General features: G+C 43.3%; 19 protein-coding genes, 2 pseudogenes and 1 CRISPR repeat array. Of the genes and pseudogenes, 6 read left to right on the top strand and 15 right to left on the bottom strand.

What is annotated here, in order from left to right; all coding sequences use genetic code 11:
- Nucleotides 1–84: 84 nt before the first annotated feature.
- The 5 genes and pseudogenes from psb34 to V7K15_RS26445 form a co-directional block, all read right to left on the bottom strand.
- Complete coding sequence (gene psb34 / locus V7K15_RS26465; protein WP_334910404.1) at nucleotides 85–264, bottom strand: photosystem II assembly protein Psb34; 180 nt, start codon at nucleotides 262–264, stop codon at nucleotides 85–87.
- Nucleotides 265–404: 140 nt separating this feature from the next.
- Nucleotides 405–2,402, bottom strand: coding sequence for a glycine oxidase ThiO (thiO, locus tag V7K15_RS26460; protein WP_334910402.1), 1,998 nt, complete (start codon nucleotides 2,400–2,402; stop codon nucleotides 405–407).
- Nucleotides 2,403–2,545: 143 nt separating this feature from the next.
- On the bottom strand, nucleotides 2,546–2,944 hold the full coding sequence (locus tag V7K15_RS26455; RefSeq protein ID WP_334910401.1) for a hypothetical protein: 399 nt from the start codon (nucleotides 2,942–2,944) through the stop codon (nucleotides 2,546–2,548).
- Nucleotides 2,945–2,993: 49 nt separating this feature from the next.
- Nucleotides 2,994–3,137: pseudogene (locus tag V7K15_RS26450) on the bottom strand (2Fe-2S iron-sulfur cluster-binding protein); the annotation flags it as partial.
- A 131-nt stretch (nucleotides 3,138–3,268) separates the two neighbouring features.
- A pseudogene (locus tag V7K15_RS26445) lies at nucleotides 3,269–3,432 on the bottom strand (2Fe-2S iron-sulfur cluster-binding protein); the annotation flags it as partial.
- Nucleotides 3,433–3,507: 75 nt separating this feature from the next.
- Here V7K15_RS26445 and cimA point away from each other — a divergent pair.
- Both cimA and V7K15_RS26435 read left to right on the top strand, forming a co-directional pair.
- On the top strand, nucleotides 3,508–5,199 hold the full coding sequence (cimA, locus tag V7K15_RS26440; protein WP_334910400.1) for a citramalate synthase: 1,692 nt from the start codon (nucleotides 3,508–3,510) through the stop codon (nucleotides 5,197–5,199).
- Between the two features lie 199 nt (nucleotides 5,200–5,398).
- Nucleotides 5,399–5,773, top strand: a complete 375-nt coding sequence (locus V7K15_RS26435; RefSeq protein ID WP_334910636.1) for a DUF433 domain-containing protein — start codon at nucleotides 5,399–5,401, stop codon at nucleotides 5,771–5,773.
- A gap of 283 nt (nucleotides 5,774–6,056) precedes the next feature.
- On the opposite strand, the gene V7K15_RS26430 is transcribed toward V7K15_RS26435, so the two are convergent.
- A complete protein-coding gene (locus V7K15_RS26430; protein ID WP_334910398.1) occupies nucleotides 6,057–6,245 on the bottom strand; it encodes a hypothetical protein in 189 nt (62 codons plus the stop codon).
- Nucleotides 6,246–6,285: 40 nt separating this feature from the next.
- The gene (locus V7K15_RS26425; RefSeq protein ID WP_334910396.1) at nucleotides 6,286–6,519 is read right to left on the bottom strand and encodes a hypothetical protein; all 234 of its coding nucleotides are present in this window, start codon (nucleotides 6,517–6,519) and stop codon (nucleotides 6,286–6,288) included.
- A 160-nt stretch (nucleotides 6,520–6,679) separates the two neighbouring features.
- Here V7K15_RS26425 and V7K15_RS26420 point away from each other — a divergent pair, with 160 nt between their 5' ends.
- Nucleotides 6,680–8,797, top strand: coding sequence for an NAD(P)/FAD-dependent oxidoreductase (locus V7K15_RS26420; protein WP_334910394.1), 2,118 nt, complete (start codon nucleotides 6,680–6,682; stop codon nucleotides 8,795–8,797).
- Nucleotides 8,798–8,865: 68 nt separating this feature from the next.
- On the opposite strand, the gene V7K15_RS26415 is transcribed toward V7K15_RS26420, so the two are convergent.
- Nucleotides 8,866–10,404, bottom strand: coding sequence for a hypothetical protein (locus tag V7K15_RS26415; RefSeq protein ID WP_334910392.1), 1,539 nt, complete (start codon nucleotides 10,402–10,404; stop codon nucleotides 8,866–8,868).
- A 1,119-nt stretch (nucleotides 10,405–11,523) separates the two neighbouring features.
- Here V7K15_RS26415 and V7K15_RS26410 point away from each other — a divergent pair.
- Complete coding sequence (locus V7K15_RS26410) at nucleotides 11,524–12,309, top strand: cupin domain-containing protein (RefSeq protein ID WP_334910390.1); 786 nt, start codon at nucleotides 11,524–11,526, stop codon at nucleotides 12,307–12,309.
- A gap of 260 nt (nucleotides 12,310–12,569) precedes the next feature.
- Nucleotides 12,570–13,637 carry a threonine aldolase family protein gene (locus V7K15_RS26405; protein ID WP_334910388.1) on the top strand — a complete coding sequence of 356 codons (1,068 nt, stop codon included), beginning with the start codon at nucleotides 12,570–12,572 and terminating at the stop codon, nucleotides 13,635–13,637.
- Between the two features lie 182 nt (nucleotides 13,638–13,819).
- Here the strand turns inward: V7K15_RS26405 and V7K15_RS26400 are convergent, their stop codons facing one another.
- The 7 genes from V7K15_RS26400 to V7K15_RS26370 form a co-directional block, all read right to left on the bottom strand.
- Nucleotides 13,820–15,319: an Ig-like domain-containing protein gene (locus V7K15_RS26400; protein ID WP_334910386.1), complete on the bottom strand. Its 1,500-nt coding sequence runs from the start codon at nucleotides 15,317–15,319 to the stop codon at nucleotides 13,820–13,822.
- Between the two features lie 136 nt (nucleotides 15,320–15,455).
- Entirely contained in the window at nucleotides 15,456–16,229 is a 774-nt protein-coding gene (locus tag V7K15_RS26395; RefSeq protein ID WP_334910384.1) for a TIGR03943 family putative permease subunit, read from the bottom strand.
- A gap of 94 nt (nucleotides 16,230–16,323) precedes the next feature.
- Nucleotides 16,324–17,376 carry a permease gene (locus tag V7K15_RS26390; protein WP_334910382.1) on the bottom strand — a complete coding sequence of 351 codons (1,053 nt, stop codon included), beginning with the start codon at nucleotides 17,374–17,376 and terminating at the stop codon, nucleotides 16,324–16,326.
- A gap of 205 nt (nucleotides 17,377–17,581) precedes the next feature.
- Nucleotides 17,582–17,740 (bottom strand): CopG family transcriptional regulator, encoded by a 159-nt coding sequence (locus V7K15_RS26385; protein WP_334910380.1) that lies wholly within the window; start codon nucleotides 17,738–17,740, stop codon nucleotides 17,582–17,584.
- A 974-nt stretch (nucleotides 17,741–18,714) separates the two neighbouring features.
- Complete coding sequence (locus tag V7K15_RS26380) at nucleotides 18,715–19,785, bottom strand: WD40 repeat domain-containing protein (RefSeq protein WP_334910377.1); 1,071 nt, start codon at nucleotides 19,783–19,785, stop codon at nucleotides 18,715–18,717.
- A gap of 214 nt (nucleotides 19,786–19,999) precedes the next feature.
- Complete coding sequence (locus tag V7K15_RS26375) at nucleotides 20,000–20,293, bottom strand: hypothetical protein (RefSeq protein WP_334910375.1); 294 nt, start codon at nucleotides 20,291–20,293, stop codon at nucleotides 20,000–20,002.
- Between the two features lie 365 nt (nucleotides 20,294–20,658).
- Nucleotides 20,659–20,829, bottom strand: coding sequence for a hypothetical protein (locus V7K15_RS26370; RefSeq protein ID WP_334910373.1), 171 nt, complete (start codon nucleotides 20,827–20,829; stop codon nucleotides 20,659–20,661).
- Between the two features lie 427 nt (nucleotides 20,830–21,256).
- Here V7K15_RS26370 and ald point away from each other — a divergent pair, with 427 nt between their 5' ends.
- Complete coding sequence (gene ald, locus V7K15_RS26365; protein WP_334910371.1) at nucleotides 21,257–22,345, top strand: alanine dehydrogenase; 1,089 nt, start codon at nucleotides 21,257–21,259, stop codon at nucleotides 22,343–22,345.
- 301 nt (nucleotides 22,346–22,646) lie between these two features.
- A CRISPR array of direct repeats spans nucleotides 22,647–24,348; the repeat unit is 37 nt; unit sequence ATTGCAATTTACCAAAATCCCTATTAGGGATTGAAAC.
- Nucleotides 24,349–24,578: the final 230 nt, after the last annotated feature.

Raw genomic sequence — 24,578 nt, 5'->3', positions numbered from 1 at the left:
AAAATAAAAAAGCAGGCCCCTCTTAAAATCGGAACCTGAAAAACTAAACTATAAAAGATGAAATTTTATTAAGATATTTTATGCTCAACTAATTTTAGAAACAAAGAAGGCGACTATAATCAAGCCCCCAACCAAAGCTGTACCGGCGATTCCTAAAAAAACATAAGTTCGTTTTTGCCCTTCCGTGGGAGGTTCTGCTTGATAAATCTTTGGTTCCCGGGCAAAATTATTCAAAAGGCCGCCTTCTTCATTGGTATAGGGCATGAATTAATTCCTTTATCTTTGTCGTTCATTTTATGTTACATAAGTACTAAATCCGCTCTGAAACTGCTAGACAAATCTTTACATTATTGGGCATTGGGCATTGGGCATTGAGAATTGGGCATTGGGCATTGCCCCATTTCCTAACTAGTAATCGTCCCAGTCAGAGGAGAACTAGGACTGGCGTAATCTTTGATGGGCATCCTGCCAGCAAGGTATGCTAGACGACCGGCGACTGTTGCCAAATTCATGGCACGAGCCATTGCTGCTGGGTTTGGAGAAAGAGCGATCGCACTATTAATTAACAAGGCATCTGCTCCCAATTCCATTGCCTGGGCAGCTTCTGAGGGTGAACCAATACCGGCATCTACTACCACCGGCACACCTGCATTTTCGATAATAATTTGGATGTTAGCAGTTGTTTTCAGCCCTTGTCCTGATCCAATTGGCGATGCCAAAGGCATTACTGTCGCACAACCGACATCTTCTAAGCGCTTGGCTAACATGGGGTCAGCGTTGATATAGGGCAACACTGCAAAACCCTCTTTAACTAGTTGTTCTGCTGCTTGCAGCGTCCCAATCGGGTCTGGGAGTAAATACTTAAGGTCAGGTATGACTTCTAACTTGACAAAATTATTATCTTCCTGCCCTAACAATTTCGCCATTTCTCGCCCCAAACGCGCCACCCGAATTGCCTCTTCAGCAGTTTGACAACCTGCGGTATTGGGTAACATCCAAATTTTCGTCCAATCCAAGGCTTCAGCTAAACCTTCATGTCCGGGAGCTTTGGTTTGTACCCGTCGTACTGCTACGGTGACAATCTGGCAATCACTGGCGGCAATACTTTGTTGCATTTCCTCAATGCTGCGATACTTCCCGGTTCCTGTCATCAAGCGGGATTGGAAGGTTTTGCCAGCGATAATCAGTGGGGAGTGGGGAGTAGGCTTACCGTGAACGTAGTCGAATGGCAGTGGGGATATAGCAGGCTGATGCCCGTTGGAGAAATTGGCAGAGTGAGTCAGCATTGCGGTGGAGGTAGATGGCTGGGACTGGAAACGCGAATAGTGAAAATCAGCAAGTAGGGGGTCAGACTTTTGTTCTAAGATGAAATCGGCAATCAATGTGGCTGTTACGGGTGCAAGTAGAATTCCGTTGCGGTAATGACCAGTAGCAAGGGTTAAATTTTGACAGTGGCTAGTGCCAAGGATGGGTAATTCATCGGGAGTGGCTGGGCGAAATCCCCACCAAAATTCCTGGATGGGATAATGCTTTAATTGAGGATATAGGCGGATGGCAGCTTGTAGTAATGTTTGAATACCTTCTGGGGTGTTGTCGGGGATGAAGCCAACGTCTTCGCTTGTTGCCCCAATAATCAGGCGATCGCGTCTTGGTACGATGTAAATATCTTGTCCGAATAAAACCCGCTTTAAAGGCAATTCTGGCACAAATTCCGGTATCCGCACACTCAGCATTTGTCCTTTTCTGGGTAGCACAGGTAGTGGCAATAATTCATTTGACCAAGCACCTGAAGCTAAAACATAGTGCGCGGCGCGAATTATTCCAGCATTGGTTTGCACGCCAACCACTTGTCCTTGCTGCTGTAAAAATGCTTCTACTGTAATGCCGTCTTTGAGTTCAACACCAACAGACTCAGCCGCCGCCCACAATACGTGAGCTAGAGCCTTATTATCAACTCGTGCGTCTTCAGGATACCACCAACCACCAACTACTTCTGCTCCCAATCCTGGTTGATTTTGATGAATTGCCTCTTTATTGAACCAGTAAGCCGGAGATGAGGGGGAAAGACTTTCCCCTCTGCTCCTTTGCTCCTCTGCTCCGGTTGCTTCTTCAAAAACGGGTGCGAGGATACCGCAAGCTCGGTAGCCAGTATTTAAGCCAGTCAGGTCTTCTAATTTGCGCGTCCAGTCGGGATATAAAGCCCGCGATCGCCAACACAATGAACGCATTGCCCCATTCGGGATCTTTTCCGCATCTGGTGCCAACATCCCGGCGGCGGCGTGGGTAGCGGCACCCTGGAAGTGACGACAAAGCACGGTGACGTCTGTCCCGCGCAGTTTTAGTTCAATGGCGATCGCTAAACCAATAACACCGCCACCAATAATTACAGTCTCGTTAGTCATTAGTCACTTGTACTGAGCGTTCGCCTAGCGTCTTGTAGAGAAGCCGAAGTATTAGTCATTGGTCATTAGTTATTAGTACATAACTAATAACTCATAATTCATAACTTATAACTTATAACTCGTAACTAAGGACGGAGCGATCGTTACCACAAGGCGCGAATTGGTTCGTTGCCTTGATTTGGATCATTGGATGGCGTGTTTGTTCCTGAAGTATCTGTATTGCCGTCTGTTGTACTGTCAGCAGGTGATGTTGAGTCATCCGTAGGATTCTGGGCAACGCTACTCTTCTTGTCAAGTCTTGGGGCTACAATACTGCGTCTGGTTTGGTTTGTTTGGCTTGTTTCATTTCCTTCAGTTGCAGTTTCATCATTTTTGCTGCCAGCACTGCTATTAACATTGATATTAGCTGGCAGTACTTCTGATTTTTTGTCACCGGGATTGTTAGCACTTTGTACGCCCATTGGAAAGTTGATGCCTAGTAATGTACCAAGCAGAATGGCTAAACCTCCAGCCATTAAAATTAAGGGTGTCCATCTACCCATCTTGTCTTACTCCTTTTTAACCTTTTGGTGTCCACACTATTCGAGAACCTTATCCCCAAAATCCATCCAACTTTGTCACTTCCACATCGCCTAAAACCGGAGTTTGACAGGCTAAACGTAGGTCTATTGTAGGAGAATGGGGAGGAAGCGAACGCCGTGCTCGATCACGCCAATTCGCTGCTAATACTTTGCCCTGCTAGATAAACTCTTGACATCCTTAGACATCCTTCCTTTATTTGACGTTTCATCGGGTGGAGTCGGCTCCAGAACCCTCCGCGCCCAGACACGGTTTAGCCATCCGTGTTTAATATCTACTGTCCTAGTTTCTCTACCTTAACCGTACAGGTAGCGCAACTGCCAATGCCGCGAAAGATTATTACCTTAGCACCGTCATTGTAGAGGTGAATACCATTTTGCAGCAAAAGTTTTCCGAGATTGCTTCCCTGTCCGCACTCAATTGTTTTACCTTGAGCTAGTATCTTAGGCATTTTTAAATTGCCAAACTGGCATTTTATTGTATATTGACACATTGCCTCGAAAGTTGTATATTCGGTCCCAGTTTTATGACCACAAATTCCTCATCTCAACTTTGGCTCTATGACACTACACTACGGGATGGCACTCAGCGCGAGGGGCTATCAGTATCTATAGAAGATAAGTTACGCATTGCCAGGAGACTCGATCAACTGGGAATTCCCTTCATTGAAGGCGGTTGGCCTGGTGCCAATCCCAAGGATGTACAATTTTTCTGGCAACTCCAAGAAAATCCGCTCAAACAAGCTGAAATTGTGGCTTTCTGTTCGACTCGACGCCCCAATACCACTGCCGCAACTGAACCGATGCTACAGGATATTTTGGCTGCGGGAACTCGCTGGGTAACGATTTTTGGCAAGTCTTGGGATTTACACGTTACAACCGGACTCAAAACGACATTAGAAGAAAATTTGGCGATGATTTGCGACACAATTGAGTATCTCCGTTCTCAAGGTCGTCGGATTATCTACGATGCCGAACATTGGTTTGATGGCTATAAGCACAATCGAGATTATGCTTTACAGACATTAGAGGCGGCGATCGCATCTGGTGCCGAATGGCTAGTTCTCTGTGATACCAATGGTGGGACTTTACCTCACGAAATTAGCCAAATTGTGCAAGATGTGGTAAGGGTGACTGGGGAATGGGGCATGGGGCATGGGGCATGGGGCATGGGCAAAGAATCTACCCGATCGCCAATGCCCAATGCCCAATCCCCAATGCCCCAAATCGGAATTCATACTCATAACGATTCGGAAATGGCGGTTGCTAACGCAATAGCCGCCGTGATGGCAGGGGCAAAAATGGTACAGGGGACAATTAACGGTTACGGTGAACGTTGCGGAAATGCTAACCTCTGTTCGTTAATTCCCAATTTACAACTGAAGGCGGGTTACAGTTGTATCACAGAAGACCAGCTCACACAACTTACAGAAGCTAGTCGTTTTGTGAGTGAGGTAGTCAATCTTGCGCCGGATGAACACGCCGCTTTTGTGGGACGTTCGGCTTTTGCCCACAAGGGCGGTATTCATGTATCAGCTGTGGAACGTAATCCCCTAACTTACGAACACATTCAGCCGGAACAAGTCGGGAATTCTCGCCGCATCGTGATTTCGGAACAGTCTGGACTCAGCAATGTTTTAGCCAAAGCCCGCAGTTTTGGCATTGAACTCGATCAACAAAAGGCAGAAGCGAGGGAAATTCTCCAGCGCCTCAAAGATTTAGAGAGTGAAGGATTTCAATTTGAAGCAGCAGAGGCAAGTTTTGTATTGTTGATGCACGAAGCTTTGGGAGATCGCCAGCAGTTTTTTGAAGTCAAAGGTTTTCAAGTCCACTGTGACTTGATTGAGGGGAAAGAAATTAGCAACGCCCTAGCTACAGTCAAAGTTGCTGTTGAGGGGAAAAATATTTTGGAGGCGGCGGAAGGTAACGGACCCGTGGCAGCTTTGGATGCAGCTTTACGCAAGGCTTTGGTGAACTTTTATCCCCAAATAGCAACCTTTGATTTGACAGATTACAAAGTGCGGATTCTCAACGGACATACGGGTACTGCGGCGAAAACCCGTGTGTTGGTTGAATCAGGTAATGGTCGTCAACGCTGGACGACGGTAGGAGTTTCTACCAATATTTTGGTGGCTTCCTATCAAGCTGTGGTCGAGGGCTTGGAATACGGTTTGTTGTTGCAATCCCAAACAGAAGCGGCTTTGAAAGCTTCTGCTTGACAAAAATCACTATGTACTGTCATGGAATTTTACGCTTTTCGTTGAGATGGGAGGCGATCGCCTTAAAATCCCGTATATTTGCTTTATTTAGCCTAAATATACGGAAAAATTCTGTGTAACAATAACCAAATATAGATAGATATTATGGCGATTTTTTTCTATGAGGTACGATGGAGACAAGTTTCAGCAGGCTGAAGGTATGACTCCAGCATCCAATGGGCAAGCAACCATCATCCGTACAGAGCGAGGATTAACGATCGGAGGTACGCCCATCACCCTCTATGACGTGATGGACTATGTGATGTCTCAATATCCGCCTAAGTTTATCCAGGGATTGTTTGAACTTACACAGGAACAAATTATGGCTGCTTTAGCTTACATTGAGGCAAATCGCGCCACCGTTGAAGCCGAGTATCAAATGGTTCTCAAGGAAGCTGAAAAGCTTCGGCAATACTACGAAGAAAAAAATCGTGATCTCATTGCCCGACTTGCAACCCAACCACCAAAACCTGGTCAAGAAGCCGTTCGAGCAAAACTTCAAGCCGCAAAAGCCAAGTTTGAATCTCGGCCGTGAATTTTTTGGTTGACCATAACTTGAGAGGTCATGCCGTGCTTCTCTCAGGCAGTATCCTGAGTCGCGGTTGGCTGAAGATTGGGTTGCCATTCGATTTCTCACGTTCGCGGACACGAGAAAGCGTGACGCTAACGCAATTACGTTTTGTGACGGGGATTTAGCTTAGGCTTCCATTCGCCCTGCTTGGTAGTTGCTCTTTAGTTAAATCTTCAAAATTGGTAAAAGTCATTACTTTTACCTTTTGCTTTTTTCCTGACTAGTGCCTAGTACTGATATGGTTAATTTAGTGGCTTTTATGCCGTGAATGCAAAAATAGCAACCCAATAGCCAACCCCATACTGACAATTATTGTTAATTTTATACCTAAAATGCGTAGGCGCAGCCCGCCGCAGGTCTTACCCTGAGCTTGCCGTTGGCGTAGCCTCTCGTAGAGAAGGGCATCGCCAATCCAATATTTAGGTGCAGACCTCAAAATCTAATGCTGCGACAATAACTTCATCCTATACAAGGTTTTAGGAGAACTTTTCCCAGGATTGGGCAACTAATTGGCTCAACCAGCGACGTTGTTGCTGATCCAGCAGTGGATCATCTGCTAGCAACTGAGCGGTTAATTCTTCCAAAGATTGACCCTGAGCGCGGACAATTTTAATAACTCCAGCGATCGCACTGGCAACTAGTTCTTCATCAATCGGCTTTTGTCGCAGGGCAACAATTTCCTGGGGACTCTCTGGAATGGGATAATTCATGGCGTAGGTTTACAGAAATACAAAATGAACAATAACTTTCACAAACTCTTAAAATTTCTTCACTGAATCTTTACGAAACTAATAGGGCGGAGTTTACCTTACTTTGTGCCTTCATAAAATCTGTCTTAGTGAGTAGATTGATGGGAGATGTCAGGAAAAGATGAGAGAAATCCTTTATTTAGAAGTTCCAACTTCGGATATAGCAACTGTGCGTAGCTGGTTACAAACAGATTTTGAACCCGGAAATGGAGAAAAAGTGCTTACCTCCGAAGGCTTTCGCCTCAAAATACCCACTGCAACTACAACTGCTACTGGGACTATTGCCGAAAACTTGCCTGCGGAACTTTCAGTATTTGTCTGGTCGGTGCAACGAACTACCTATCTAAAAGTGTTTCGTTGGGCAGAACAACCCTTTCCCAGTGAGGGACAAATTCTGCAACGCCTGACCAAAGAAATCAGAAGCCGTTTTCCGCATGATTACCCAGAACCGCCAGCGATTGATTTATCCCAACAATCGATTTTTGCAGCGCTAGGCTCTGTTTACCCCCTCACCGTCAAATATTTTCAGAAAATGCCCAACGGTGAATATGACCTAACGCGTGCCTATTGGTGGGAACAACGATGGCGCGAAGGGGTACGGAATCCGCAGCAGCCGCGTCAAATTCTGTTTTCGCAGGGGAGCAGGGGGGAAACAACCAATGCCCCATGCCCTATGCCCCATACTCAGTACGACATCATCTATATCGGTGGCGCACTAGGCGCGATTCATGCGGCACTGATGGCAAAACTCGGATATAAAGTTCTGCTAGTGGAACGAATGCCCTTTGGGCGGATGAACCGAGAATGGAATATTTCCCGCGATGAGATTCAAAGCTTGGTTAACCTGGGTTTAGTTACCCCCACTGAGTTAGAAACTATCATTGCCAGGGAATACAAAGACGGATTCAATAAGTTTTTTGATGCTAATAATCCAGCCAAACTGCGATCGCCCGTCCTCCACACACCCACAGTCCTAAATTTGGGTTTAGATTCCGAAAAATGGCTCCAAATGTGTGGACAAAAACTGCAAGCGGCAGGCGGTGAAATCTGGGATGAAACAGAGTTTATCCGTGCAGATATTGATATATCACAAGTACTTTTGAAAGTCAAGCACTTACCCAGTCAAAGCGAGAAGCAAGTAAGTGGACGACTACTAATAGATGCAATGGGAACTGCATCGCCCATCGCTTGGCAATTAAATGGTGGTCGGGCTTTTGATAGTGTATGTCCGACAGTGGGAGCGGCAATTGAGAGCGGATTTGAGCCGGGGGTATGGGATTCCCAATATGGAGACGTTCTTTACAGTCATGGGGATATTTCACGGGGAAGGCAGTTGATTTGGGAATTGTTTCCGGGAGCAAATGATGAACTGACGATTTATTTATTTCATTACCATGAAGTTAATGCTGAAAATCCCGGTTCCTTGCTAGAGATGTACGAGGACTTTTTCACGATTTTGCCAGAGTATCGCCGATGCGATATGGACAAATTGGTGTGGAAGAAGCCGACATTTGGGTATATACCGGGGCATTTTAGTGTGGGAAGTAGCGATCGCACAGTTGCCTTTGATCGATTGATTGCGATCGGTGATGCTGCATCACTCCAGTCTCCCCTCGTCTTCACCGGTTTTGGTTCTTTAGTTCGCAACTTAGAGCGCTTGACAATGCTGTTGGATACTGCTCTCAAACATGATTTGTTGAGTTTCCGACATTTGAACCAAATTCGCGCCTACCAAAGCAACGTTTCAGTAACTTGGCTATTTTCCAAAGGGATGATGGTACCCACAGGGAAATTCTTACCACCCCAACGAATTAACTCGATGCTCAACACCTTTTTTGGGCTGTTAGCAGACGAACCCGTAGAAGTGGCAGATAACTTCATCAAAGATCGGTGTGATTGGTTAACCTTTAACCGCCTAGCACTGAAAGCAGCTAGCAAAAATCCCGCCTTGCTTTTATGGATTTGGCAACTTGCTGGGCCAAGGGATTTACTCAGATGGCTTGGTAGTTATTTCAACTTCGGTCGTCATGCCCTGGTTAGCGCTTTGCTGAGTCCTTGGTTTGGACGCTTCTTAAATCGGGTAGGTTTTTGGCTGGAACCCCGGAATCCGGGATTATGGCTGTGGTTGTTAGCGATTAATTATGCGATCGCCACAGGGAAACCGCGATCGCGCGCTCAGGTAGCAAAAACCAACCCAGAAGCCATAATTCCGAAGTCAGAAGCAAGGATTTTGAATTAGGCATTGGGTATTAATCAGTTGACACTTGACTCCAAACTCCTGTACAGACGCGATTAATCGCGTCTCTCTTAACTCTTGGGGCGAAAATTCGGCAGTTCCACAGATGCCAATGACTTACGCCCCTTGGGTGGACGCTGGGGATAAACCACTGGTGAAGGTGAATTGGCATCATCAGTGTTATCACCTGATGACTCTGGGGAAAAATCAGTCGCCGACAATTCCAACTGCGTCAATTGTGAATCTGACCAATAGTCTTCAGTTTCTTCAACAGGCGTCTCGGTGTGAGGTGAAGTAGAGGAAACTGGTAAATTATTGGCTGGTGAAAGCCCAGAATCTATCGTTCCAGAAGTGGAGGTAGTTGCAAGGCGATTAATTTCTGCTTCCAATTGCTCCTCCTGTGGATTTTCTAGCTCCTCATCGTCTTCTAAGATTGTTGCTAAAGTCTCCCAGATAGGCGGATTACTATCGACATCCGTTTTCGCAGCCGGCGGTGGTGATGCAGATGCAGTCTGGGAGGTGAAAAACATTTGGATTAGACTATCTAATTGCTGATCTAAATTTGATGAACCCAAAGGTGAAACAGCTTCTGGTGTATTTGGGGAATCATCAATTTTTGCAGAGGGTTCCGGTTGTACTGGCGTTAGCGTGTCTTTATTAACTGACCAGTTCCAAGAAGATGATGCTGTCGGAGTGGCTTCATTTCTTTGAAATGGGAGTGGTACTGATGGTTCGCCCCAAGAATTATCTAAATCATCAGTCAACGATTCTGATTCTGTTGACCAAGGTTGAATTGGCTGGGCGTTAGGAAACAAAGACCGAGCTTTTTTAGAGAATCTTCCTTGTCCACTGGTTATATCTTTGGGATGTTTTGCAGTATCCTCTAGGGAGTCATAGGTAGTCCGAGGTGGATCTAGACATTTTTCCAAAGCTGCTTTAAATTGCAGCGTCTGGCGTTGTTGTCGCATCAGTCTAGTACGTAATTCCCGACAAGCATTTTCTGATTGCAATAGCTGCTGAGACTGTTCGTTGCTGTTAGTGTGTAGCAACGTACATTCTCGCTCTAACTGGGCGAGGCGTTGTTGGCTAATTTGTAGCTGTGCTTTATAACTATTAATAAAAAGTTCCTGGCGTTGAACAGTTTGTACAGCAGTTTCTAATTGTTGAAATAGGGATTTTATCTGCTCTTGAGCCGCAGCCAGTTCCTGAGTATGTTGGTTGAGCATCGACTCACTAACGCTCGAACGCGTTTTCTGCCACTGCAAAACCTTTTCAGACTCAGCTAAGTTATCTTTTAGCTGCTCGACTTGTCCATACAAGTTATTGTTAGCCGCACGCAATTCTTCATTCAATGCCAGCAGGTTCTGAAATTCCGAGTCAATAAGTGCTTGTTTGCCGCTTTCCGGCTCTGCAACCCAGTCCTGCTGGATGGTATCTTGTGAAAATTGTCTATCTTCAGCTGGCATGAGGAGTGGCAGTTTTCTAACTGTCATATTGTCATTAGGCACAACTGCGTAAAAGGGACAACTCGCCTGCTCTGATTGTGGCGAATTAGCAGAATTTAGGGATTCGATCACAGCCCCCTTGTTTGAGGTGTCAGCTTCATTCATCACTCTTGACCCACCTGCTTAAAAATATTTAGCAGTGCTGGCATTAGCATTGCTTATTAACTGTGTCTAATCAGGGTTTGCTCTAGAAGCTAAGTTTAACTCTCTCCAAGCACCAGCAATTAATTATCAATTGGTGTTCCCCATTTTGTATCTAGACTGATGCCGTTATAACACTACGATGCTCTTACCCGTCAAGAAGAGACGGAAGGGGAATTCTAAGCTGCTTTTGGGGATAGGCGGCAGAGAAGAGAAAACCGATGCTTACAAACTAAACTGGCTGATGAAGTTTTTCTACATGGAAAAACTACCTCACCACATAAATTATTGTCTATAATCGCATCCCCCTTAATATCTAAATAAAAAATGTATCCCTCAATACGTTTTTATGCTGAGTTGTTTATTACTTAGAATAGATGTCAGTACAAGTATCTACTATATCAATACTATTTTTATAGTACTTACGTATTGGCAGAGACAATCAACTGTAACTTACCTCTACTTAAAAGGCAGAGCTTTGTAATCTCTTGTAGGAGTTAGAGCCTCCTGGTTTAACGGGAGGTAAAGCCTGTGAACAAGGCAGAGTAAGACTTTTAGCTTAACAAGCTTATAATTTACATGATGGTCAATATGTAAAGTACTCAAGTATTATTCTGTTATTTTGGGCGATCGCTAATTCATGTCAGCAAACAGCTAAGAGCTTCTGCTAGAACTAAAATATCAGGAACCTATAATAGTTAAATACAAATACTCATAAAATTCTGTTGAAGAGGTAGTAATTTACTTAAGTAATATAATAAAAATTTTTTAAAGAATAATCTCAACTTCATAGGGGGTTTTTCTGAGTAAATACAGTCCTAGCAAGCAATTTCAAGCTTATTTAGCAAGAGGCTTTTCCTAACCATTTACCTTCAATATGTCAAGCTTGTTTAATGGCTACAAGAAAATTGTTTAAAGTATACTTTACTACTTGTATTATAAGTTACATTGTACATTAATGAACTAAAAACACCAAATATTTAAGTAATTAAACGGATATGATTTTTAATTTATCTATTAAATAATAATTGGAATAACCGAGTTTTCCACTACGTAAAAAGGCACAAATAACACATATAAATTATGCAACACTTAACCGAAACGCTATTACAAAAACAAGCCCAAAATATTTGTCTTGAGTCCGAACTATTTAGCATTCCTATAGAAGACTACCAGAAGTTTTACTGTCAGCGATTCCTAGAGGCGACAAAACTTGACTACACGATGGCGGGTCATCCATCGAATGCTTGTTGGGTTATCAATTCTATCAAAGTTAATCAGAGTGAAAAAGACACACACTTTCTATTTGTGTCAGAGGGCGAAGTTACCCTCAACAGCAATAACGGAGAGTTCTTATTGCGAAAAAACTGCTTTGCCGCAGTTCCAGGGAACTTTTCTTTAGATGGTATAGCCCAAGTGTTAGTCGCAACACGACTCAACTACACTGGACTTTTCACAATTGGGGGGCCTATTGAACCATTAGGGCGATTGAATTATATTGATGGTTGCTCTTCTACAGTTCTGATTAATCCTTTAAGACGTGGAGAACCCTGCTTGAATTTCCTCTACGTTCCTCCAGGTGTATCGCAAACCCCCCATACCCATCCCTCATTGCGGATTGGGCTTGTCGCTGCGGGTAGTGGAACTTGTCAGGTGAACGAAGGAACCTTCAAAATGGAGCCGGGAACGGTCTTCTGTCTTCCAGAAAACAAGTTACATAGCTTCAGTGCGATTGATGATTCCTTAAGAATTATTATCTATCATCCAGATTCTGATGTAGGCCCAACTGATGATTCTCATACGATGCTGAATAATACTTTTGTTGGAGAAAAGTCAGCCAAAGTTCTGGATGCGATTAGAACCAAATAAGCACGCTGATCAGGTTTGCCTTTTCATTCGAGTATTGTAAAGGCAATCTTGTATTCATTGATATAGCTTTTCCTAATCAAATGAAGTACATCATAGCCCCCTCCCCGCAAGCGATGAGGTGGGGGTAGGGTTCTTGTACCTTACTCAACTGATAACCGCTATAGCGGTTATCATTCACATAAGTGGAAAATAACTTTTATGATGAAGCAAACTTGACTAAATGAGCATTAAACCAATATATACCTGCTCTAGGAATGCTGATGATTCTGCTAACAAGCGATACTGAAACAAAGCCGACACTGGCCATGCGACAAGCGATCGCCACGGCTGAAGTTGGAGATGAGCAAAAAGGAGAAGATCCGACCGTTAATCAATTGCTAGAACGGGTTGCAGATTTACTAGGCAAAGAAGCCGCTCTTTTCTTTGCCTGTGGAACCATTTGCAACTTTGTGGCAATCAAGACCCATACTCGCCCTGCTGATGTGGTGCTAGTAGAACAAATGGCACATATTATTCGAGCTGAATCGGGGGGTGCAGCGATGACTTCTGGTGTGCTGATGGAACCGATTGCCAGCGCTCGAGGAATTTTTACAGTTAATGCTCTGGCTCAATCACTTGAAAGAGTCGCAACTGCTCCTTACCTTTACTCTGCAATTCCCCGCTTATTGTGTGTAGAGCAAACCCACAATTTTGGAGGGGGTTCGGTTTGGCGGCTCAATGAACTACGTGAGGTTTGCGAGTTCTCCCAGCAAAAAGGTTTAGCTACCCACATGGACGGGGCACGGCTTTTAAATGCAGTTGTTGCATCTCAAACTACAGCCAAGGATTTTGCTGGCTGTGTTGATTCCGTCTGGATTGACTTTACTAAGGGACTGGGCGCACCAATCGGTGCTGTTCTTGCGGGTACACGGGAGTTCATCGCTGAAGCACGTCGATATAAACACATTTTTGGTGGCGCAATGCGTCAAGCTGGCATTGTTGCAGCAGGTTGTCTCTATGCGCTTGACCATCATGTTGAACGTCTACAAGAAGATCACGACAACGCAACTTATTTGGCTCAACGGCTAAGTGAAATCGAAGGAATTACACTTCGAGATCCAAAACCTGAGACAAACATTGTTTTCTTTGATGTTTCAAGACTAGGACTCGACAACGCTATGTTTCTGACTCTGTTACAGCAGCATGGTGTGAAAATGGGAGCCGTTGGTCATTCTATTCGGGCAGTCACTCATTTAGATGTTTCGCGGGCTGATCTCGATTTTGCGCTTGATGCTATTTCCAAAGTTGCGAAATCCTCGTCGCACAAGATAAGGGAGATCAGGGAGTAGTATTCCCCTACTAAAAATTCTTAACCATTCTGTTTTATCGTAAAATCAAGGGTTCAATACCCCTACATCTATATGTAGATGTAGCATCATTTTCAGTCGGGGTTAAATTCCCGTCTGAAATGTCTAAAATGTTTGAATTTTGAATTTTGAATTGTTAACTCCCTTGCTCCCTTGCCTCTATTTCAAGGTAGCCACCGGGGATGAAATCCGGCTAAGGGGAGTTTTTCTGGTCTAATTTCAACAGTCGCAGCATCAGCGATGGGTAACAGAGGCATTAACCATAGGCTACTGGTAGCGATCGCATCTCCATCATCAGTTTTTAAAGTGTTTGCCGGTAATGATGCTGTCGGGTTTGTCTGCGGTACTACTTGGTCAAATAATAAGCCCAAACCATCGGCAGATAAAGTCATTTGCACATTCCGTTGAGCGGGAGGCAGTACTAGCAGTGGTTTCTGTTGCCCGGTTTTCAGATCAATTGCCACCACATAAGGTTGTTCTATGTATTGTTCCTTGGATACTAGCTGTGTCAGCAAGCAGTAGAGGGTGGGTGAGGCGATGTCAAATTGGCAGCTGAGAATTGAGCCTGTAGTTTTTAATAGCTGTTTCTGCACACCTTGGTTTGTCACCAAAAATAAATCTCGCGTGTAATCTGTATTAAACTTTACCATCGCTGCTTGAGAGCCATCTTTGGAGAAAGCCTGTACCAAACCAAACTGCGGTAGAAAATCTAGGGGTTTACTGGCATCATCTTGCAGTGGTAAAATCGCTGCTCCCTGTCCTTGGGCAACTGCTACGGCTTTACTATCTGGCGTAATCATAAAGTCTCCCCCCGGTTGGCTTTTTAGGCGTTTCGGGGCGGTTTTGTTTCCTGAACTGTCACTGGTTGCTGGCATAAACCATAATCCAAAGTCGCCAGGATTAGTTTTATTTCCCCTCTGGATGACAATAGTTTGCCCATCAGGTGATAAGTCAAATTTTAGGTTTTGATAATCTTTACTATCTAAAGTCAGGTCAACTTTGCCTCCTGCTTCTGCTTCTTGTCCAGATTTACCAGAAACGCCTGTTGTCACTGTGTAGAGTTGGGCTGAAAGTAAGTCTTGGTTATTTGCGGCGCGAGCAGAAAATAAAATTTTCTCCCCATCTGGAAATGACTCAAAGTCAATTACTATCAAGTCTTTAGGGGTAAGTATCCTTTTTTGCTCTTGAGTCAAGTTGTAAAGAACTAACCGTCCCTGTTCTTCTTGATTGGTTCCGATGTAAAGGATGACGCGATCGCGTGTGCGGAAGCTACCAACAAAGGGCTGTATCAGCCGATTTTTGCCTTCTTGCTGGGCAAACTTATCTTTGGCTCCCTGTAACTGCACTTTATAATTCGTGCCATAGGGTGCTGGTGTTAGCAGTGTATAAACCATCCGCCGCCCTGCCCAACTAAATTTACCTGCTAGGGGTGGCTCAATTTTTAAGTTATCCTCTACACTTTTTATTTCCATTGGGCGACTGAAGGTGAGGGTAAAGGAGTTATCTTCTGCCCCAATTTGTTGATTTTGCCAGGTAAATTCCCGGACACGAGCAGTTACCACATCACCTTGCAATAAGATTAACCCAATCAGCACACTCAACAGTAGCATTAGTGCGATCGCTATCCGATCCAGTGGTTGGATAAATGCTTTAGATTTAATCATTTGTCGTTAAGCATTGGGCACTTGTACTGAGCGTTGTCGTTGGCGCAGCCTCTCGTAGAGAAGTATTGGGCACTTGTACTGAGCGTTGTCGTTGGCGTAGCCTCTCGTAGAGAAGTATTGGGCATTGGGCAAATGACTAATAACTATAAGGATTCTCTGGTTGAGGAATCTTTTTGAAAGAGGTAGCGGCAATAGTAAGTTGGCGTTTACCTGCCAAATTTTCTGTTACCATTTGTCCTTCGACTTCCAGCCAACTATCAGCAGAGTAACGCTCTTGATTATCTTGTAGTTTGACGGGCAAGCCCACAGGGTAAGCATCTGCGGCACAGCAAGTTAAGACAAATCGTGCTAAAAACAAATATTCTTTTCCTAGATCCGCCGGGTGGATGACAAAGCCCTGCACCTTGACTTTTTGACCTGTATATGTATCTGGCTCAGGATAGACATTGACAGTGCGTACCCAGTCTACAAGCGATCGCTCCTCTGGACGAACAGTAGCCCGAAAAGCTTGGGGTTTGACGCGTGTGCTTCCCAATAAATCAGCCGTCACACCCCTTTGGAGTGCTTTGTCACTAGCAAAAACTTGCGGTGTAATGATAAAACCTAGAATCGCTGTACTCAACAACAAAGCACTGCCCCAACCAGGGGGAAATAAACTAATATGCGGGGAGTTTGACATCAGATCACGGCGACGCCTTTGCCAAAGTTCCTGCATCTTGAAGAAACCAATAATGATCAAGCTGATACCAGTCAGGACTACAAACCAAATGTAATTTGGGTGAATCAACAGGTTCAGCTTGTTAGTTAGCCAATATCTCAACATCAAAACGCCCCAAGCTGTAATTGCTATAGCATCCAGCCAAGGGAGTAACAGATTTCGGATTTTAGATTTGGGATTTTTGTTATTCATTGGTCATTAGTCACTTGTACTGAGCGTTGCCGTTGGCGCAGCCTCTCGTAGAGAAGTATTGGTCATTAACAAAGGACAAATGACAAATAATTTTTTAAAGGACGTGCAAGTTCAGAAAAAGGGTGAACACAAATGTTAATTGCGCTGCTAAAGCAAATAAGTAAAAAACAGTTTTGGGTTTAAAAATGGATAACATCAAACCAATACCTTTGATGTCAATCATTGGCCCAAAGACTAGAAATGCTAACAATGAACCACTGCTAAAGGTTGAGGCAAAAGATAGGGCAAAGAAAGAATCAACTGTAGAACAAATTGACACGACTACTGCTAATATCAGCATGACCACAATTGAGGTAATCGGCCCAGCACCCAAACTGAGAATTAATTCACGGGGAGCGAGGATTTGAATAGCAGCAGCGATCGCACTTCCTAAAACCATGATTCCGCCCAGCTCTCGGAATTCTTGGATGCTATTATCCACAACTAGGCGCAGTTTATCTGCAAGCGGTTTATTGGAAGTAGAGTTTGAGGTAGGCGGTATGAAATTAGCATCTATCCGCAGAGGTATACCTGCTTTTCCTCCTAAGATATAAGTCCCAGATTGCAAGATATTCGGTACCATTGCTTCCTGTTCGACTTGGTAAGGTTTCCCACGGCGTTTGCTTTCAGGCTGTGCAGGTGGATTAAACTTCATATAACGAGCGATCGCAGGTTGGACTATCGGATTTAAGTCCTTTTGAAAACTGAAAACATATCCGATAATTGTGGCAATTGCTAGGGAAAATACGACTCGTAAGACCACTATTTCTGGCTGATCTCGAAATGCTGTCCAAGTTGACCAAATTACAACTGGGTTAATTGTTGGCGCTCCTAGCAAAAAACCAATTGCGACTGGTGTGGGTACTCCCTGAATCAGGAACCGCCGCGCTACCGGTACATTCCCGCACTCACACACCGGAAATAAAAAGCCGATCATGCTGCCAACTAAAGCACCCAGCAACGGATTTTTGGGCATTTTTTCGACTAATTTGCGCTCATCAACAAAAAACAGCAGCAAACTGGAGAGTAAAACCCCAAGAAGCAAAAAAGGCATCGCCTCGACTAGCAGACTTAGAAATAGCGTAAAACCATTGTTCAATTGATTCATGGGCGTCGCAGTCAAAAGCGGTTTTGAGTTTTAGGGTTCTGCCTAGTCATTCATTCTATCTAAATGGGGATCAAAAGCAGTTCGGGAAAATTAAACATTATTTAAGTAACAAGTTGTCATAGCTTGCAAATAGCGCTCAAGGGCTGTAAACCTTTGCTTCAGGCGAGATAGTGATTTTTACCGAAAAAATGGGTTTAAAGCCCCATCATAGATCAGACGGCTTTTTGATTCTCCGATTCAAAGACCGGATCAACTCTCTGAGTACTTCTGTTTGGTTCCTTGCCTCTTGTTCGCAGTAGAGTTTCAGCAAATCTTTTTCCTGTTGAGTCACGCGGAAGGTGATAAATACTTCAGGCTTAGACATTGATAACTACCTCAAGGTGTGGTATTCTAATTATAGTGGATAAGGTAATCAACCCGCTTATTACACCTTGTCGCCGAGAGGCAATACTGAACCTTCTCCCAAGGGGAGACGCTAACGCGAAGACAATTAAATCTATGCGGTTCTACTGCATTGTTCTAGTTTCCTCCTAGCAGTAGGTAAAAGATTTATAGGAGCTGGACGACTCAGAATTTTGAAACAAATCGTTTCAAGTTAAACAGGACTTCCACGGCAGTTGCTACCCTGCGGGTTCTCCGAAGGAGTAGAAGTCGGCATAGCCGCCCAACGCACTGCCTCAGCAATGCAACTAGGGTAGGGCATACCCAAAGTAACGCTTGAGGAGAGTCTCACCTCTGGCTTGGATGACGCAAGGACTCCAAGTTAAGTGATCTCATTGATTCAAGAATCCTCTCTTCGAGACGCTAAGGCGAACGTCTCTTTAGAGCGAGGAGTATCAACTGAGTGCATTTACTGACGATGACCATTTCTAAGATTGTCCAAGTTCAGAAATTGTTCCGATTCTAGAGGGCAAGTAACTGCATAGATGATTTTAAATTAGCTATGTTTATAGTTACAGTAATTTGCTGGATAAGATATTAGCTCGGCTGTATTTTCATCAAGTATTCACAATTATTCAACATTTGGGGTATCTGAGCTTTGGTTGATTTTGTACAAGTTAGGACTTACGCATCAGGTACGAAATGTAGGGGCAATACCCTGCGGGAAGCTAAAGCTACATGAATTGCCCCTACGGTAAATCAAGGCTTTCACTGCCTTTTTGCGTAAGTCCTGCAAGTTTTCCGGTAAGCGTAGAGCTTCAGTCAATATAACAATTCTGAAAAGGCAAGACCAAATTTTAGCAAATATGGCAAAAACTGAAGTCCCCTTTTCGGTCAAAATCTAAGACAATTTAGAACCCCGACTTCTTGAAGAAGTCGGGGTTCTGGTATTCACTATTACTTACGTTTGAGTGGAATCCCCCAAATCTTGATTTTTTGATCAAATCCACCACTGGCAAGAATTTTACCATTTGGACTAAAAGCGATCGCGCTTACCCAGTCTGTATGTCCACTCAGTGTATTTATTAACTCACCTGTAGTTAAATTCCACAACTTAATCCCATCTCTACCGGCACTAGCAAGAGTTTGTCCATCGGGATTAATCGCGATCGCATTCACCCAGTTATTATGTCCGATGAGCGTGCGGACTAATTCTCCAGTATTAATATTCCACAGTTTTATGGTGCGATCGCGGCTAGCAGTAACTAATGTTTGTCCATCTGGTGTAAAGATGACAGCGCTAACAGCATTAGAATGAGCTACAAATTCACTGATTAATTTACCAGTACTCAAATTCCACAGCTTGATTACACCCTTGTTGTCGCCACTAGCCAAAGTCTGTCCATCAGGACTAATCGCTAGGGTATAAATCAAATTATCAAAACTTACTAGAGTACCAAGTGGGCGTTGCTGTAGCAAATCCCACAGACGAATCCCATCCAAACCTCCACTGATGAGAATTTTACTATCAGGAGATACTGCTAAAGATAATACATTACTGGTATGTCCGACAAAAGAGCGGCTAAATTTTAAATTTTTCAGGCTCCAGAGGTTAATCGTATTGTCATCACTACAGCTAGCGAGGGTTTGCCCATCTGGAGAAATTAATAAAGATTCTACGGCTGCATTGTGTGCTTTGGTAATATTCCCCAAATTTTTGCCGTTTACTGGATTCCACAGGCGAATTACACCCTCGTTTTCTGCACCTCCACTCACAAGAATTTTGCTATCTGGACTAAAAGCGAGGGATTTAACGGTTCCGTTATGTCCTTTGAGTGTGTAAAGTAGTTGGGCATTATTAGCAAAGCTGTTGCTAGTTTGGGAGTTTGGCGTTATTTCAATGGCAGCATGAGCCTGATGAATGTAAAACCCTTCCCAGCTAGTCACTGGAAGGGCAACAGCTGCGATAAATCCCAGGATAATATACCGCCTCAGAAAATTACCCCCACCTCTTCCCTCACTACTCACTCTTTTTCCTCACTTTTATATATCCGGTTATCACAATCCATTTTGCAGAGTTATTTAAGTAAGTAGGCAAGAATAAATAAAAGTATGTTAAATAATGTTAAAAAAATAATTTGGCTCGTAGAGAGGGCTTTAGCTCTCAAAGTGGGGCTAGAGCCGCTTACTACAAACCTTTAATTATTAACGCTGTTCTACTTAAGTAATAACTCTGCGCTTTTTAAAGACGTGGTTTTTTCTTAGAAACACTTAACATTGGTAAAGGCGGACTAGAAGAACGAGAGGGCAAATAATGTTGCACTACAGGCTCCTCTGGTAGAGGACGACGCTGTTGGAAACGCCACAACTTAAAGGCTAGCGCTATCCCTGTCGTTCCCAAACCAAAAGCGAACAACGACCAACTATCATTGAATCCGCCAATCAGGGCATCCATAACGCCCATTGTTATCAATACAGTAATTAGTGGCTCTTTTCGGTAGGTTGACTTCAAAAAACGAGGTAATAGAGCATTCATCACAGCTTGGTTGGTTCCAGTTCACCTTTCGGGTATATTTATCAAGAATACCTCACCCATAATTTGCCTTTGTTATCGAAGGCAGACACTAATTATGATTTTCTTTAGTAGGGGAGGAAGATGTAGTCTTTAATCGCCTTGCATATAGTAGTTGCAAGTCTATAATATTTCAATCACTAATAGGTATTTCGATTCCTCTCTTGCTTACATTCTAGGGCAATAATTTACAAATAAGTCTAATTAAAGTATCTAGGGGTAAGTACTTCGCTATTAATTGTTAAAGTCAAAACCAACTGGTTGTTCCAGCTGGTTGAAACTCTTTTAACTACTAGCTTACAACTTCTACCTTGTGCTTGTTGGTGGCACTACTTCAGACCTAGCCATGATAGCACCCCTTGATTGCTGACATATTCAATCACCACCGTCAAAGCGAACCCAATCATTGCGGCTCGACCATTCAAGCGTTCAGCATATTCGTTAAAGCCAAACTTAGGCTCTTCTAGTTTAGGTGTAATCGTTGGTTGTGTTTGTGTCATTTTTAAGAAACCTTTTTTTGGCAAACGGGAATTGATATCAGACTTCTGGCAGAAGCCTGGGAAAATCGAGATAAGCGGTAAAGGTTAAAGGAATTGACTCGTTCTTTTCTTTTTAACCTTTAACTACACTTGGTAGCTTATGAGCTGATTGCAGTGCTTGAATGCCAAGATGACTTGAGAAATTCAGCAAAAGCTTCTTAGTAGGAAGCTATACAATCGCTCTTTTAATAAATTGTTACTATTCTTTATATATTGTATAAATACTGGGGCAATAGTCAAGGGTAAGAGTTTGGGGCTACTCAGATTAAATTAAGAAACTTAGAACAGAGATTAGCTATCTCTAATACGGAAGTAGCAAGAGGGAAGTAGCAAGCTTGAGCTTGGCAGGCTAGTAGAGTTAAACAAAAAAAATTATCAGAGGCGGTATATGGAAATCGGCGTTCCCAAGGAAAATAAGGATCAAGAGTTTCGGGTAGGGTTAAGTCCTTCTAGTGTGCGGGTGCTGCGAGAAAATGGTCATAGCATCTTTGTCCAGACGCAAGCAGGTAATGGTGCTGGATTCTCAGATGACGACTACAGAAATGCTGGAGCCGAAATTGTCCTCACATCAGAAACGGCTTGGAATCGGGAATTGGTTGTTAAAGTCAAAGAGCCTCTGACATCTGAGTATAAATTTTTGCAGAAAGGGCAGATATTATTTACTTATTTACATTTAGCAGCCGATCGCAAATTGACAGAGCATTTAATTGATTGTGGCACTTGTGCGATCGCTTACGAAACCGTAGAACAACTTGGTGCTAACAAACTACCCTTGCTCACCCCGATGAGTGTGATTGCAGGTCGGCTAGCAGTACAATTTGGGGCAAGATTCCTAGAACGTCAGCAAGGTGGTAGAGGTGTTCTTTTGGGTGGTGTACCTGGAGTCAAACCAGGAAAAGTAGTAATTTTAGGTGGCGGCGTTGTTGGCACAGAAGCAGCTAAAATTGCTGTGGGCGTGGGTGCGATCGTGCAGATTTTAGATGTAAGTGTCGAGCGCTTATCTTACTTAGAAACCCTCTTTGGCTCTAGAGTCGAATTGCTTTATAGCAACTCTGCCCATATTGAAGCCGCAGTCATTGAAGCGGATTTGCTCATTGGTGCAGTGTTAGTACTGGGACGTAGGGCACCAATACTAGTATCGCGCGAATTGGTCAAACAAATGCGTCCTGGTTCTGTAATAGTTGATGTTGCTGTTGACCAAGGCGGTTGCATAGAAACCTTACATCCTACATCCCACACAAATCCGGTATATGTTGAAGAGGGTGTGGTGCATTATGGTGTTCCCAATATGCCAGGAGCAGTACCTTGGACAGCAACTCAGGCACTCAATAATAGTACATTACCTTATGTTGTCCAGTTGGCGAATTTGGGAATTAAGGCACTGGAAGTTAACTCAGCATTAGCTAAGGGTGTGAATGTGCAGGATCATCGCTTAGTGCATCCTGCTGTGCAAGAGGTATTCCCTGATTTAGTATAAGGTGTGCAAGTATTAGGCGATCGCCTATTTTAATAGAGATAGTTCTCTACAATCAGACTAATTTTCTTGCCAAATGCGCGGATGGCTAGGTGTACAAAATGAGAAGGGGCAAAAAATGGTTGCATCTCCATCTATATAAGACTTTGAGGGCAATTTTACTTTTAAACCATCCGCGCACCTTATGGGAACTATGTTTCAGCGATTTGCATCTTGTACTATGACTATTCTTTGTGTTATCATTCAGTCGTTAGCGCAACTGCACCTTGAAAACCAAATACAACAGGGCTTTCAGACACCAGCCATTGCAATTTACCAAAATCCCTATTAGGGATTGAAACAGATAAAGAAGCACAATTAGCGAAAGCTGAACTCATTGCAATTTACCAAAATCCCTATTAGGGATTGAAACATAACTGGGAAAATTCAGACAGGAAATGCAAAACTCATATTGCAATTTACCAAAATCCCTATTAGGGATTGAAACGCCAGCAGATAACCCAATAGAAAATCCTGAAGAAATTGCAATTTACCAAAATCCCTATTAGGGATTGAAACGGCAAACAAACCACTTCCCACCAATCCTGCCCATTGCAATTTACCAAAATCCCTATTAGGGATTGAAACATATCACGCGTTAGGCGATCGGCCCTGACGCACATGAGCAATGCTATTGCAATTTACCAAAATCCCTATTAGGGATTGAAACATATCACGCGCTTACAATTGTGGATTAGAACCGGATTGCAATTTACCAAAATCCCTATTAGGGATTGAAACGATTTTTGGATGTATCGACCCCCTGAGAAAATTCACATTGCAATTTACCAAAATCCCTATTAGGGATTGAAACAAAATTGCGCCGGTGCCGCCACTGCTTTCAAAAAATTGCAATTTACCAAAATCCCTATTAGGGATTGAAACTACCGCGCCCCCCTTTTGAAAACTTGGACATAAAGCATTGCAATTTACCAAAATCCCTATTAGGGATTGAAACCGATGCTAAATATTCTTCTTCCGAAATCACCCGCAGGAATTGCAATTTACCAAAATCCCTATTAGGGATTGAAACCCCGCCATCTTCTGGGGGTGGATTTGGAACGTTGCAATTGCAATTTACCAAAATCCCTATTAGGGATTGAAACATCATCTAGAGAGATTCTACTAACTCCTATTCTAGATTGCAATTTACCAAAATCCCTATTAGGGATTGAAACCTTCAGATGCAATAAGAGAACTGGCTGAAAAACTTATTGCAATTTACCAAAATCCCTATTAGGGATTGAAACCAGAGGGATTCAAACGAGCCGAAGCCGAAGCTAAAATTGCAATTTACCAAAATCCCTATTAGGGATTGAAACCAGCGCTTGCTTGCTCGCATCTAGAGCGCTATTAATTGCAATTTACCAAAATCCCTATTAGGGATTGAAACTTGAGGGACTCCCGGCAAATAGTGCTTAAATGCAAAGATTGCAATTTACCAAAATCCCTATTAGGGATTGAAACAAATCGGGCGCAAGCTTAGTATCTGCATCAGCAGATTGCAATTTACCAAAATCCCTATTAGGGATTGAAACATATGCTTTACAATAGACTATATAGCAACTTTAATTGCAATTTACCAAAATCCCTATTAGGGATTGAAACGATTTATTTCTGGAGCAGGTGACGTGGTATGAGTAGCATTGCAATTTACCAAAATCCCTATTAGGGATTGAAACCGAGATTTAATGGTAGAGCGTAAAATTCCCCATTATTGCAATTTACCAAAATCCCTATTAGGGATTGAAACATGGCATGAAATAGACTTACCAGCATTAGCCAGTAATTGCAATTTACCAAAATCCCTATTAGGGATTGAAACGAACCTCCTGCATCCCTTGCTGGGCTTGTAATTGATTGCAATTTACCAAAATCCCTATTAGGGATTGAAACCCACTCCACGCAGTTGGAATACCTGGACCATCAAATTGCAATTTACCAAAATCCCTATTAGGGATTGAAACGTTCAGTTAAAATGATTCTAATCTTTACACCGAAAAGGATGATACTGAATATCCAAACTATCCCCTCCTGTTTCCAACTTTATCCTTAATAAATCAAACACCTATTGGATTACAATACAGCTTCTACGACAAAGTTAACCCTTCTATCTATTACGAAATTAATGGATATAATACAGATAATGATCACAAATTTGCCATCTCTTCTCCAGATAAGCAAATCGTTTTTGGTA

The organism is Nostoc sp., assembly GCF_036919815.1.
GTDB lineage: Bacteria > Cyanobacteriota > Cyanobacteriia > Cyanobacteriales > Nostocaceae > Nostoc.
This window is presented reverse-complemented; position numbering and strand designations above follow the sequence as displayed.